Raw genomic sequence first — 13304 nt, 5'->3', positions numbered from 1 at the left:
TCAGGAATCAGAATGCGCAGGTTAAATGGATGTAAGCCGGATAAACAGGAATTGTAAGAATTAAAGAGATAATAATATAGGAAGTCACGCCGTCAAACGATGACAGCACTTTTCCGGGTTATTAATAAAGTGTTTATTGAAAAAAATGAGGAAAGGTGAAACTAGTTGCCGCTTAACCGGAAGCTGACCGGGAGGTTAAAATATACCGCCACATACTGTCCATTCTGTTTGCCGGGTTTCCACTTGGGCATTTTACTGATCACACGGACCGCTTCTTCTTCCAGGCCCCCGCCTTTCGCTGCGCCTACTGTTTTCACCTGTGAAATAGTGCCGTCGCGGTTTACCACGAACTGGATAAATACGGTACCTTGTATTTCATTCTCCTGGGCGATGTGCGGATACCGGATATTGTTACCCAGGTATTTCGCTAATGCAGCTTCACCGCCGGGAAATTCAGGCATGATTTCCACGAATGCAACTGGAACATCTGGATTGGCCGCCGGAGGAGCCTTTACTACACCGGAACCGCCGCCGTTGCCACTTGCACCCAGGTCAATGTCCATCCCTCCTTCTACTCCTTCCGTAGTTTTAAATCCTATAACCTGGCCGTCCATATCGGCATTTTTCGGAGGCATTTCATCCGGCGGAACATCTGTGTTAACAATCACCGGTGTAGTTACCCTGATAGAAGCAGCCAATGGCGGCGGTGCGGAGGTTACCGGGGGTGGAGGAATGGTAACCGGGGGTTCCGGTGGCATTTCCAATGCCTGTAATTCAATTTTTTTCTCTGCCAATACAGGCCGGTGTACATTTTCTGCGGCCATCAGCGTGTTGTTCAACACGTAGCCGCCGATCATTACCAGCATAATAGAAGCGGTGCCCATTACTGCGTTGCGAACACGCCTGTCGTAACGACTGCGTAATTCATAGGCCCCATAATCTTTGTTCCTTCCATAGAAGAGAATGTCGAGGAAATCATTCCCCGGGATTTTAGCTGAGTCCATGGTAAATATGTTTCTAATTAGATGTTGCAGTAAAATATTTTCCATAAGGTTTTTGAAAATATATTTTCAGGGAGATGGGTAACGGGGCGGGGTATATATAATAGCGTAAGATACAGGTAGTATTAAAATAGAAGTCCCGACACGTGTCGGGACTTGCTGGCACTGGGGACCTTACCTGAAAACAAGTGGTTCCTTCATTTTAATTAGGCTTTCCGAAAAAAGTATAGGCTTATACGTTATTACGTATTTTGCCCGGCTGCTTCCGGATAATATCTTTATAACAGTTGGTTTGGAAGCAGTCCTAAATGATCCGATAATGCTTCAGTCCCTGGGGCAGTTGCCGACAAAACCCACCAGTATTGTTTGAGACAACGCCCCTTTTGAACTGAAGTTGATCGTTTAATTTCAATGGATAGTAACCCAATTCTATTCCGTTACCAATACACTATTAAAATCGTGTATCCGTATACGTTATACTATCATATACAGCTGTTATTGCCGGGCTGCCGGGTAACGGCATCAGGACTGAACAGTTGATGTTTGTTTTCATGTTAAATAAAATGAGAGAGACTGGTTTAAGATTTCAGTTGATAAATGCCAGGAGGATGCGGGGAGGTACGTTGCTGATAAATTTACCACCAATAAATTTGCAGCCCACCTTTCCCGCAAGCCTGACCAGGCATTCTATTTACAGCTTACAGAACGCAAGATTTTCTTTCAACAGCGGCTGCAATAACAGCCTGCTATTTGAATGTAACGGGGACAGGTGATATTTACCACGGTATTTTGCGTGTGGTAACGCATTCCACTAGTTAGCGGGTGCCTTTTCATAGTGTATTTTTATTTACACATTTTCAATAAATGATGGCAGCAACACCTTGCTGGTGGTCAAAGGATGCCGGAAGCGTTTGCCTGATACTTCCCTGTGGTGGTAGATTTTATTAGTCTACTGATTTGGTAGACAAATATACATCGAGTTTTATTAATTCCAAATAATTGCACAATTTTTTTTGTGATTTTTTGTTCGTGGCTGGAGAAGCGGGCCAGTATCCAAGTGCGACAAAAGCGTATTTTTGCGGCATGAAAGAGCATGTGAAAAACATATTACTCATTATAGCAGGTGCCTTCATCTTTGCAGCAGGCATTAACTACCTGGCCATTCCCAACAAATTATCTGAGGGAGGCGTCATCGGTATTACCATTGTAACTTACTACTATTGGGGATGGTCGCCGGGCATTACCAACTTCATCATCAATGCCATCCTGATCGTAACCGGTTACCGGCTCCTGGATAAAAGGAGCATGGTATATACCATACTTGGCATCCTGTTTTGCTCGTTGTTCCTGTATCTCACGGAAAACAAACTCGCCCCGGTTACCACCAATCCTTTGCTGGCGGCTATCTTCGCAGGGTTGCTGGTAGGTATAGGCATCGGACTGGTATTCCTTTCCGGCGGCACCACCGGCGGATCAGCTATTGTAGCCCGGTTATTTAATAAGTATTTCGGCTGGACACTGGGTAACGCCATGCTCATTTTTGACATCGTGGTGATCATGGCTTCTTCCTTTATTATAGGCATAGAAAAAACCATGTACACTTTTATTGCCGTATACATTGGCGCCAGAACAGTAGATTATATCGTGGACGGTCTTAACACCAAACGCGCCATCACCATTATCTCCGCACGCACCGAAGCTATTGCGGCTAAGATCACCGGCGAAATGAAACGCGGCGCCACAGTATTGCACGGCCATGGCGCCTATACCGGCGCGCCTAAAGAGGTGTTGTATGTAGTGATCGGCAAACAGGAGCTGATGCGCCTTAAATCACTGGTGCACGAAACCGACCCGGAGGCCTTTGTGGTGATACACGAAGTACATGAAGTACTGGGGAGAGGGTTTTCAAAATAGCATAGCTGCCGGCTGCCTGTATCGGGAAGCCGGCAACCACCATTACTTACCGGTTAGCCCACGGATCACTTTCACTTCTTCTTCGCTGTAAGGCGTGCCATCCGGCCGGAAAATATCATGAAACCAGGTAGGCGGCTCGCCACCATCCGGCATAGGCGTACTCCAGGCATATTTGGTATTGGTTTTACCCGCTACCAGTCCCCAGTTAATGGCGCCGATATTTTCTTTTTTCAGCAACGGCATAATATTATCAAAACGGCTGCTGCGCGTACGGGCCATATATTCGGTACAAATAAGCGGCCTTCCCAGGCGGCGCAGGGTATCAATATCCCGTTGATGCTCTTCCGGTGGAGAGTAGTTATGGTAGGTAATTACATCGGAATGTGTTTCCTGGAAGTTGGAGAGGTCCTTCAGCTTCCAGTCCCATATCCCCGCGGACAAAGGCTGCGAAGGATTTACTTCCCTGCCCCAGGCAAATACTTTTTCCAGCAGGGGCAAACTCCTGTTGCCATGGCCGGAGTTACCGGGTTCATTATACAGGTCCCATAATAGGATACGTTTATCATCAGAGAAGGAAGTCAGGATATCTTTCACATATCTCTCCAACGTATCCACCAGCGCAGGACGTTGATGAATGGCTAATCCCGGATCCTGCACCCAGCCGGAATTATGGATGCCTGGCCTTGGCGCCCGCTGCGGCCCCGCCTGGTAGGTACTGTCCCAGCAATCGTCGAAGAATACGAACAAGGTAGAGATATGATGCCTGTCAGCAATATCGAGGTAGGTATTGATCCTTTGCTTAAACCCCGCGGAGTCAACCACCCAGGGCACGTGATGCAGGTACACCCGCATGGTGTTCATGCCTATTCCTTCTGCATAACCCAGTTCCCGGTTAATGGTAGCAGTATCAAAAGTAGCGGCCTGCCACATTTCCAGCTGGTTGATAGCCGTACTGGGAATGAAATCACTTCCCCTGATCCAGTCTTTACCTGCATACCAGGTATTGGCCCTTTCCTTTGACCACAAACCTTTTTCGGGCTGCTTACAGCTCATCTGAACAAGCACGGCCACGCACAACGCAATAAATCTGTAATTCATAACGTAACTTTTTTAGTGGAGTCACCAAAATAGTGATTATACGTGTCTCACGTTAGCCGATATGTCTCAATTTGTTTTCCCGGAACGAATTCATATTTGGATTTTGAAAATTAGATGTATATATTGTAGGCAGCTCAACGCTTTTTCTATCCTTACCATCTTATCAACCAATACAATTAAAGGGAAATGACACAAAGCTCTCAACGCTTTTTACCGCTGGACGTATTCCGCGGGCTGACCGTTTGTTTCATGATCATAGTGAACACAGGCGGCACTGGTGGGACTTACTGGCCACTTGACCATGCTGCCTGGCATGGCTGGACCCCCACCGATATGGTATTTCCTTCTTTTCTTTTTGCTGTGGGCAATGCCATGAGCTTCAGCATGAAGAAATATGTTCAACTGGGAAATTCAGCGGTGCTGGGAAAAATTTTCAAACGCACCCTGATCATTTTCCTCCTCGGGTACCTGATGTACTGGTTCCCGTTTGTAGACCATACCGATAACGGACTTCAATTCAAGCCATTTAGTCATACCCGTATACTGGGCGTGCTGCAACGTATCGCCTTGTGCTACTGTATTGCCTCCCTCCTGATCCACTACTGCTCTAAAAAAGTGGTATGGGCTGTGAGTGCCATATTCCTCCTGGGATACTGGGCCGTTATGTGGTACTTCGGTACTCCCGGCGAACAGTACAGCATGGGTGGCAATGCCGGCATCCTGCTCGATAAACTTATTTTAGGAGATAACCACATGTATCATGGCGAAGGCATTGCCTTTGATCCGGAAGGCATCCTCAGCACCATTCCGGCTGTAGTAAACGTGGTGGCAGGTTATTACACCGGCCTGTTTGTACAGCAACAGGGCAGAACAAAACCCGGCCTGCTCCGCATGGTGGGCGCCGGCGTATTATTCCTGCTGCTGGCATATGCCTGGAACACGGTATTCCCTATCAATAAAAAATTGTGGACCAGCTCCTATGTATTGCTCACCATCGGAATCGACCTGTTGCTGTTATCACTCCTCATTTTTGTGATAGATATCCTCGGCTTCACTAAAGGCACCGGCTTCTTTACCGTGTTCGGTAAAAATCCGTTGTTCCTCTACCTGCTGTCGGAAGTAATGGCCATCCTGTTCTATTTCTTTATGGTCAATGGCGTGTCGCTCTACAAATGGATCAACGACACCATCTTCCAGCCATTGTCGCCGGGCAAATTCGGATCGCTGCTGTTTTCACTGGCATTCATGCTCACCTGCTGGCTGGTAGGATTTATTCTCGACAAAAAGAAGATCTACGTCCGCGTATAACCATATTATCTTACTGAATTATAAAAGCAAAGGGAAGGTCGCATGGCCTTCCCTTCGCTTTTATACGCGTCAGACATTTTCGCTAAATTGTACATAAAATTATCACGGATGGATCTCTCACTCAAAGGAAGAACAGCGCTGGTGTGCGGTAGCTCACAGGGAATAGGACTGGCCACCGCAAAGGAACTGGCTTTATTAGGCGCTACGTGTATTTTATTGGCCAGGAATGAAGACAGGTTGAAAACAGTACTGCCAACACTGAGTACCTCCGGCGGGCAACAACATAGTTATGCCATCGCCGATTTTTCAGATGTGGCGCAGGTAACGGCAGCAGCAGAAAAAGTTGCTGCACTTGGTCCGGTGCATATACTGATTAACAACACCGGCGGTCCGGCGGGTGGTCCTATTTTAGAAGCCAGTGCGGCCGCTTTTACCGCAGCCTTTTCACAACACCTGCTGTGCAACCAGGCGTTGGCGCAAATATTTGTGCCTGGCATGATCAGCGCGGGTTTCGGCCGGATCATCAATATCATTTCCACTTCTGTAAAAACACCTATAAAAAATTTAGGCGTGTCCAATACTACCCGCTGGGCAGTGGCGGCGTGGTCAAAAACCCTTGCTACAGAACTGGCGCCGCATGGCATTACGGTGAACAATGTATTACCCGGCTCCACTTCCACCGCTCGGCTGGAAGGATTGTTTAAGAGCAGCGCTGCTGCCCGCAATGTATCTCCGGAAGTAATAGAAGCAGAATGGCTGAAAGAAATCCCCATGCAGCGCTTTGGAGAAGCCCATGAAATAGCGGCGCTGGCAGCGTTCCTGGCATCGCCTGCGGCTGCCTACATTACGGGTACCAGTACTGCTGTAGACGGAGGCAAAACACCCGTGATGTAACTCAACAAGGAATAAAATTAACGATCCTCACCAGGCGGCCATCTTCAAAATATAACTGCACACTGCTTTCGCTGTCTTTGCTGTAGGAATCGCGCAGGATGATCATATCTCTTTTACCTTCGTTTTCCGCCTGCAATACTGCATTGGGATACAACTGTTTTACTTCTTCCCAGGTAGTATTGCGGGTAAGTGTAATTTTACCGGAAGTAAGTGAGTTACTATCTGTAAAAACAAATTCTTCACAGGCCAGTGAATCTTTACAGTGTTCAAAAGTAGATCCATCTTTATAGAAAAAATCAAAATCCTCCGCAAACTGCGACCCGCAGATATCTTCCCCATTTGCAGAGATGATGCTGTCGGCCGTACCTATGGCTGCTTCCAGGCGCTGCCTGCTGGTAAATAACGGCACTTTGTTATTGATGAGCGCTTTGGCAAAGAGGAAAACCTCTATCTGCTCCCAGGCAATGTTCCGCCGGATTTCCTGCAGGGAGTCTTCCTCTTCCGTAAGCGGCCGGATGTTTTCCGAAGGCGCCGCTACAGCAATGTCCATTTCTTCTGTTTTGTGCTGCTGACAGGCTGTTAACGACAGCAATATGACGATACTGAACACGCGCTTTCTTTCTTCGTTCAGCCGATGCCGTATATTCCGCATGATCCCGATAAAATTTAAACTGGTTACTTTGAAACACATAATTAAAATAAATTATATTAAGAACCAAGTTATTTTTATGCAATCGTTTGCAATAATGATAAATGCGGGCTATATTGTACATACAATTTCCACATATGAAAAAGCAAACCCTTGTCTTACTCCTGGGCATAACCCTCCCGTTAGCCGCGCTGTCGCAGGATAATTCCGCCGACGCAGCAGTTGTAAAAAAAGTAGCCGACTATGCTGTGGCACACGCAGCCTTCCAGTTTAAAGATGATAACAACCAAACCTGGAACACCAGCAAGGAAATACCAGCCGGCACAACAGCCAGGATATCCGACCACCTGAGCGAATGGCATTATCCAAACGGTGTATTGAATATCGCTATGACGGACCTCGGCAATTACCTGAAAGACGAAAAATATACTGCCTTCGCGCAGCGGCATGTAGCCTTTGCGTTCGACAACTACGCCTATTTTGAAGCGCTCAGCAAAAAAGGTGTGAAGTACAAAAGTTTTCCGTTCAACCAGCTAATCAACACCCGCGTGCTGGATGACTGCGGCGCCATGGGGGCCAGCCTGTTAGACGTCTACCAAAAAGTAAAAAGAAGCGATTACAGGGCCTATATCGATAAAGCAGCCAACCATATCAGCAAGGTACAGGAAAGGCTGGCAGACGGCACCTTATGCCGGCCAACGCCTTATAAGTGGACGCTCTGGGGAGATGACCTGTACATGAGCGTTCCCTTCCTCGCACGTATGGGTAAGCTCACCGGCAACAACGCTTATTTTGATGATGCCGTAGCCCAGGTAAAACATTTTTCGCATTACCTCTGGGATGAACGGAATGAATTGTATGTGCACTATTATTACGAAGATCTGAAAAGACAGGGCGTTGCTCACTGGGGCCGTGCCAACGGCTGGATCATGCTGGCAAAAGTACAGCTGCTGAACGACCTGCCCGCCAATCACCCCGGCAGGAATGAAGTAATTGCAGATGTTACCCGTCAAATCCTGGGCGTTGCAAAATATCAGTCGGCCAGCGGCCTGTTTCACCAGGTACTGGACCGTACCGATTCCTACACAGAAACTTCCTGCACCGCGATGTTTGTATATTCCATTGCACGCGGGGTAAATGAAGGCTGGCTCGATAAACGCTATATCTCCATAGCAGAAAGGGGTTGGGAAGGATTGGTAAAGGAGAAAATTCAGGAAGATGGACAACTGAAAGATGTGTGCATCGGCACAAACACGTCGGCGGACCTGTCTTTTTACTATAACCGTCCTACAGAACTGAACGATTTTCACGGGATCGGACCGGTGATAGAAGCAGGTATAGAAATCATGCGCTACCGCGCGAATAATAAAAAATAAAAAAAGGACGGATTTGCAGGTAACAACTTACTGCAAATCCGTCCTTTTTTTTACTTCTTTTAGTACATGTCAAACCAAACCTTCGTCGTCAGCAGATCCGCACCCTGGCGGGCAACAGCTGCTTTGTAGTTGGCGCCGTTCAACGCCTGCTCACTTGAAGGATACGTTAAACGCAGCGGCATTTTACCCTGCAGCGCGCCGGTATAAGCGGGCTTCAACTGTGGATAATCCAGTCTCCTCCATTCTGCAAAAGCCTCCAGGCCTTCACTGAATAAGGCCAGCCACTTCTGCTCTCCTATTGATTTCTTAAAATTACTGGCGTCGTACGCTACGGCCGGTTGTGCGAGGTAAGCGTCTACCTGACCGCCGGTAATACCGTACTGTTTGAAGGATGCGCGGATAGCCTGTGCATACAAATCGGCGGCGTTGCCGCTGATCAGGTTACGCTGCGCTGCTTCTGCCAGGATAAACAATTGCTCTGCATAGGTAAACACATAGGCAGGCGCCTGTGTAGCGGTAAAAGCGGCTCCCACATCGGAAGTCCTGCTGAAACCCAACCGTGAGGCCGAGTCGGCAGACAATCCATTGGTAACGCCGATATATGCATTGGTATCAGCTGGCAGTGCTGCGTATATGCTTAACCGTGGGTCGTTCAGTGCTTTCAGTTTATCGACCACTGTTTTACTGATGCGGTAATCGTTTCTCGTTTCCCTGTTTTTACCAACCGGGTTCTGGTTGGGAGAAGTAAGGTAATTCAGTTTCACTTCACGGTCGCCGGCGGTGAGGAAAAAGTTGCCTTCTGCCGCCAGTTCTGCGAACACCGCTTTAGCGGCAGCAGGATCACGATCGGCCAGGCGTAAGGCAATGCGCGAACGCAGCCCGTTGGCAAATTTTTTCCAGCCATTCATATTCCCGGCCAGTAAAGAGTCGCCGAGGATAGGATTGTCTGATGGGGAAATAGTGTTCGCAGCATTTTTCAGTTCAGCCAGAAGCCCCCTGTATACTACGCGCTGACTGTCGTACACCGGTGTAAGGTACTTATCGATATTGCCTGCCTGTGTGTAAGGAATATCCCCGTACAGGTCCGTCAACACCTGGAAGATCCAGGAACGCATGATAATGCCTACTGCTTTATAATTAGGATTGTGCAACGTGTCGCCCAACTCTGCCAGCTTGGTAAAATCAGCGATTCCCTGTGCATAAAAATTGTTCCACACCGTTTGGATATTGGTAGATGCGGGGATATAACGATCCGGGTCGGGATACTGGATCTTAGCCCAGTACTGGATGTACAGCAGGGATGTTTCCATGGTGGCATCACTGCCCCAGTAGGTATCCACGTTGGATTTAATGCCGTTGCTCAGCAGGTAGTCGGGCTGTACAACGGTAGGTTCGTTCGGATTTATGTTGGTGCGCTCCAGGTCTTTCTGGCAACCAGCCAGCCATGCAGCAGCGAATATTAAGCAAAAAGGTATCAACAACTTTTTCATAATCAATCAATCATTAAAATGAAACATTCAGGTTAAAGCCAAAGCTGCGGGTAGTAGGTATCTGCAGCGTTTCCAGTCCCTGCCCGTTACCGGTATTAAAGGCTGTTTCGGGATCTATGTTCGGTGTGTTCTTGTGCAGGTACCCGAGATTCCGTCCTACCAGCGCCACATTCACCGCCTGTAGTCCCCATTTCTTCACCAGGGAAACCGGTAAAGTATATCCTACTTTTATTTCACGCAGTTTAACAAAGGACGCGTCATATACAGCGCTTTCATTCAGGTTGCTGCTGTATACGGCCTTGTAATAGTTTTGTGCGGGCAGGATAGCGGTATTCTTCTTACCGTCTGCTGTGTAGCCGTCGAAGATGATCCCGTCGTGTTTCACGGTAAAGCCGCCAGGTGCGGTGGCGTTATGATCCGGCAGCTGAACATTTTTAGAGCCATCATTATAGTAAGGCAACCCGCCATGTTCCTGGTCGCGACCTGGCATGGTTGCTGCCAGTACACCGGTACTCATACCGGTGGCATTGGTACCGGACCAGATGGAACCGCCTTGTTTGGTGTCTATCAGGAAGCTCAGGTTAAACCCTTTGAAGGAGAAATTATTGTTGATGCTACCTGTCCATTTTGGTGTGTAGTAGCCTAATATTTTTTTACTCGGATCTACAGCCGGGGTACCATCTGCATTAACCAGGATCCTGTTCTCGCTGTCTCTTTTATAGGCAATGCCATAAAGAGCGCCATAGCGCTGGCCTTTGCTGGCAAGTACCTGGATATTACCGGAGCTGCCGAGTACATAGTTGGTGAGATATCCATCTGCATCAAGTTCTATTACTTTACTCACATTACGGGCATAATTGATGTTCGCATCCCAGCGAAACCCGGAGCGTGTAGTGATGGGCGTTAGTCCCAGCATTACTTCCACACCATGGTTACTGAGTTCGCCTGTATTGAGCAGTTTCTTCAGATAGCCGGTAGTTGAGCTCACATCCGCCAGCAGGATCTGGTTGCGGCTGTGGGAGCTGTAGTACGTAACATCCAGCCGTACGCGGTTATCGATAAATCCGGCTTCCACCCCTACTTCTGTTGAAGTGGTGATTTCCGGTTTCAGGTCTTTATTCAGGTACTTATCCGACACGGTGAGTAACGGCAGTGAGCCAAACGGCTGGTTGAATGGATAGGTATTGATTTCTTGGTAAGGATCGGTGTCCTTTCCTACCTGTGCCCATCCGCCGCGCAGTTTCAGCAGGGAGAGTGCCTCGCCCTGGATATGCAGCGCTTCAGACAGCACCAGGCTGGCATTTACAGAAGGATAAAAATAAGAGTTGCTGCCTCTTGGGAGTGTGGATGACCAGTCGTTACGCGCGGTTAAATTCACGAACGCATAATTGCGGTAACCTACCTGCGCTGCTGCAAATCCGCTGTACACTTTCTGCCTGTTGAGCAAACTGGTAGAGATGAGCGGATCGCGGGAGTTGTTCAGTGTGTATACATCTTTCACTGCCAGGCGTGGCGCCTGCTGGTAGTTTTGTTCCAGCTGATTAGAGCGGAGGTTGGCGCCGGCCAACACATCGATATCAAAATCGCTGTTTAGTTTTTTCTTGGCGTTTAATGTAAACTCGCCATTGGTTTCGCTAACTGCGTAGGCATCTTCTGTATAAGAACCGAATGGCGTACCATTGGTGTAGTAAGCAATTTTATATTTGCGTCTGTCCTGGTAGTAGTCGGTACCAATGCGGAAGCTGGCGGTGAGCCAATCCTGGATCTGGTACGACAGACGGGCGTTACCGAGGAAACGGTTGCGCAGCATGCCTACTGTATTCTCGTTCTGGATCCAGTAAGGGTTGCTGTAGTAACTGTGGTTCCAGTTGTAATCGGTACCATCTGCATTTTTGTAGTTTTTCAGTTTGCTCACATCTACCTGGCGGCCAAACCAGATGAACTGGAGGGTAACGCTGTTACCGCGCCGGCCATCTACACCGGGAAGATTATCGGCAGCGCTGCGCACGTAATTGGCATAGGTACTGAGGGTGAGTTTTGGTGTAATACGGAACGTATTACTGGCGGTGAAGGTATTACGGGTAATACCGGTATTTGGTAAAATGCCGCCTTGTTTGGTATTGTTATAAGAGAACCGGTAATCCAGTTTTTCGTTGGTGCCGCCTACAGATAAACCGTTATTCAATGTATACCCGGTAACATAGAAATCTCTTACGTTATCGGGATGTGCTACAAACGGTACTGCTTCGCCATTGGAGAAGAACTGCGGGATGAGGCGTCCGTCCATTTTCGGCCCCCAGCTTTCATCAACGCCGTCGTTAATGCCGCCGCCTTTACCGTCTTTATAGGAGAATTGTCCGCCGGTACCTTGTCCGTAGGAGTTCTGAAAGTCGGGCAGGATGAGGAGTTTTTCAAAGGTGGCGCCGGAATTTACGGTCACGCCCATGCCTCCTTTGGTATCTTTTCCTGTTTTTGTTTTGATGACGATTACGCCGCTGGAAGCGCGCGATCCGTACAATGCCGCCGCATTGGGGCCTTTCAGAACGCTGATGGAGGCAATGTCATCAGGGTTGATATCCGAAATGGCATTGGCAAAATCGCGGCCTGTGCCAATACCGAGCTGGCTGTTGTCTACCGGCACGCCATCCAGTACAAACAGTGGCTGGTTATAACCTGCAATGGAGGTTTCGCCACGAATCACGATGCGGGAAGAGCCGAGGTTACCCTGGCTGTTGGTAACCTGTACGCCTGCTATCTTTCCGGACAATGCGTTTACCAGGTTGGTTTCCTTTGCTTCAGAAATGTCTTTTGATTTTAATTCCTGCACAGCGTAGCCGAGTGATTTCTTTTCGCGGGAAATGCCCAGGGCGGTCACTACTACTTCTTCCAGTTTCCTGTTACTGTTTTCCAGGGAGATGTTGATCACTTTATTGTTTCCTACAACGGCAAACGTTGTTTCAAAGCCTAGTGAGGAAAATTGCAGCGTATCATTCACCTGCGCACTGATCGAATACTTTCCGTCCGGATCGGTTTGTGTACCGCGACCGGTTCCCTTCACCTGAACAATTGCGCCGGGTATGTTCTGTGCATCCGAACGGGATGTGACTACCCCGTTTACCCTGATTTCCTGGGCAATGCTCTGCTGCAGCCACAGTAAACCGGGCAGCAGGCATAACAGCCTTTTTACGTAATTCATGCTTTGTACTTGATTTATAAGTTGACTCAGATCTTTGCGGATATGGTTACACCGTTCAGATTTTGGCATTTCTTTTTTGGTGTATAATCAGTTGGTGATATCGGGGGCAAAAGTAAGGTACAATTACTAATCTACAAAATTTATAGACTATATGGGCTGTGAAAACAGCGGGAGGATGCTGCTAAATATTTAGCAGGGAAGAGCTGTCGGGCGGGCATTGTGCGTATGGGATGGCGGTAACCGCGGGGCGATTCCGGTCAGAGAGTTTATCACTGAAATGAGCAGGTAACGGATACATGGAGATAATGCCAGTGTTACTTCACGGATGCTTCAGCCATGCCTGAAATATGCGTATGCTATGGACTATCTATACACTTC

General features: G+C 48.1%; 9 protein-coding genes. 4 read left to right on the top strand and 5 right to left on the bottom strand.

The window, feature by feature from the left end; translation table 11 throughout:
- Window positions 1-161 precede the first annotated feature (161 nt).
- Window positions 162-1004, bottom strand: coding sequence for an energy transducer TonB (locus QFZ48_RS14700; protein WP_429051455.1), 843 nt, complete (start codon window positions 1002-1004; stop codon window positions 162-164).
- Window positions 1005-2084: 1080 nt separating this feature from the next.
- Here QFZ48_RS14700 and QFZ48_RS14695 point away from each other — a divergent pair.
- Window positions 2085-2915: a YitT family protein gene (locus QFZ48_RS14695; protein ID WP_429062809.1), complete on the top strand. Its 831-nt coding sequence runs from the start codon at window positions 2085-2087 to the stop codon at window positions 2913-2915.
- Between the two features lie 42 nt (window positions 2916-2957).
- Here QFZ48_RS14695 and QFZ48_RS14690 read toward each other — a convergent pair whose 3' ends face one another.
- The gene (locus QFZ48_RS14690) at window positions 2958-4013 is read right to left on the bottom strand and encodes a cellulase family glycosylhydrolase (RefSeq protein WP_429062808.1); all 1056 of its coding nucleotides are present in this window, start codon (window positions 4011-4013) and stop codon (window positions 2958-2960) included.
- A gap of 186 nt (window positions 4014-4199) precedes the next feature.
- Here QFZ48_RS14690 and QFZ48_RS14685 point away from each other — a divergent pair, with 186 nt between their 5' ends.
- On the top strand, window positions 4200-5321 hold the full coding sequence (locus QFZ48_RS14685; RefSeq protein ID WP_429062806.1) for an acyltransferase family protein: 1122 nt from the start codon (window positions 4200-4202) through the stop codon (window positions 5319-5321).
- 108 nt (window positions 5322-5429) lie between these two features.
- On the top strand, window positions 5430-6215 hold the full coding sequence (locus QFZ48_RS14680; RefSeq protein ID WP_429062804.1) for an SDR family oxidoreductase: 786 nt from the start codon (window positions 5430-5432) through the stop codon (window positions 6213-6215).
- Between the two features lies 1 nt (window position 6216).
- Here the strand turns inward: QFZ48_RS14680 and QFZ48_RS14675 are convergent, their stop codons facing one another.
- The gene (locus QFZ48_RS14675) at window positions 6217-6867 is read right to left on the bottom strand and encodes a hypothetical protein (RefSeq protein WP_429062803.1); all 651 of its coding nucleotides are present in this window, start codon (window positions 6865-6867) and stop codon (window positions 6217-6219) included.
- A 134-nt stretch (window positions 6868-7001) separates the two neighbouring features.
- Here QFZ48_RS14675 and QFZ48_RS14670 point away from each other — a divergent pair, with 134 nt between their 5' ends.
- Window positions 7002-8240 carry a glycoside hydrolase family 88/105 protein gene (locus QFZ48_RS14670; protein ID WP_429051467.1) on the top strand — a complete coding sequence of 413 codons (1239 nt, stop codon included), beginning with the start codon at window positions 7002-7004 and terminating at the stop codon, window positions 8238-8240.
- A gap of 59 nt (window positions 8241-8299) precedes the next feature.
- On the opposite strand, the gene QFZ48_RS14665 is transcribed toward QFZ48_RS14670, so the two are convergent.
- Both QFZ48_RS14665 and QFZ48_RS14660 read right to left on the bottom strand, forming a co-directional pair.
- Window positions 8300-9730 carry a SusD/RagB family nutrient-binding outer membrane lipoprotein gene (locus tag QFZ48_RS14665; RefSeq protein ID WP_429051469.1) on the bottom strand — a complete coding sequence of 477 codons (1431 nt, stop codon included), beginning with the start codon at window positions 9728-9730 and terminating at the stop codon, window positions 8300-8302.
- Between the two features lie 13 nt (window positions 9731-9743).
- A complete protein-coding gene (locus QFZ48_RS14660; RefSeq protein WP_429062801.1) occupies window positions 9744-12926 on the bottom strand; it encodes a SusC/RagA family TonB-linked outer membrane protein in 3183 nt (1060 codons plus the stop codon).
- Between the last annotated feature and the right edge of the window lie 378 nt (window positions 12927-13304).

It is taken from the genome of Chitinophaga sp. W2I13 (genome assembly GCF_050434005.1).
Lineage (GTDB): Bacteria > Bacteroidota > Bacteroidia > Chitinophagales > Chitinophagaceae > Chitinophaga.
Note: the sequence above shows the minus strand (reverse complement) of the source record. Positions and strands in the feature narration are given on the sequence as shown.

Excerpts from the sequence above, each read along its gene's own strand:
- QFZ48_RS14680 (WP_429062804.1), top strand. The coding sequence starts at position 5,430 with ATGGATCTCTCACTCAAAGGAAGAACAGCGCTGGTGTGCGGTAGCTCA.
- QFZ48_RS14685 (WP_429062806.1), top strand. The coding sequence starts at position 4,200 with ATGACACAAAGCTCTCAACGCTTTTTACCGCTGGACGTATTCCGCGGG.
- QFZ48_RS14660 (WP_429062801.1), bottom strand. The coding sequence starts at position 12,926 with ATGAATTACGTAAAAAGGCTGTTATGCCTGCTGCCCGGTTTACTGTGG.
- QFZ48_RS14690 (WP_429062808.1), bottom strand. The coding sequence starts at position 4,013 with ATGAATTACAGATTTATTGCGTTGTGCGTGGCCGTGCTTGTTCAGATG.
- QFZ48_RS14675 (WP_429062803.1), bottom strand. The coding sequence starts at position 6,867 with ATGCGGAATATACGGCATCGGCTGAACGAAGAAAGAAAGCGCGTGTTC.
- QFZ48_RS14670 (WP_429051467.1), top strand. The coding sequence starts at position 7,002 with ATGAAAAAGCAAACCCTTGTCTTACTCCTGGGCATAACCCTCCCGTTA.
- QFZ48_RS14700 (WP_429051455.1), bottom strand. The coding sequence starts at position 1,004 with ATGGACTCAGCTAAAATCCCGGGGAATGATTTCCTCGACATTCTCTTC.
- QFZ48_RS14695 (WP_429062809.1), top strand. The coding sequence starts at position 2,085 with ATGAAAGAGCATGTGAAAAACATATTACTCATTATAGCAGGTGCCTTC.
- QFZ48_RS14665 (WP_429051469.1), bottom strand. The coding sequence starts at position 9,730 with ATGAAAAAGTTGTTGATACCTTTTTGCTTAATATTCGCTGCTGCATGG.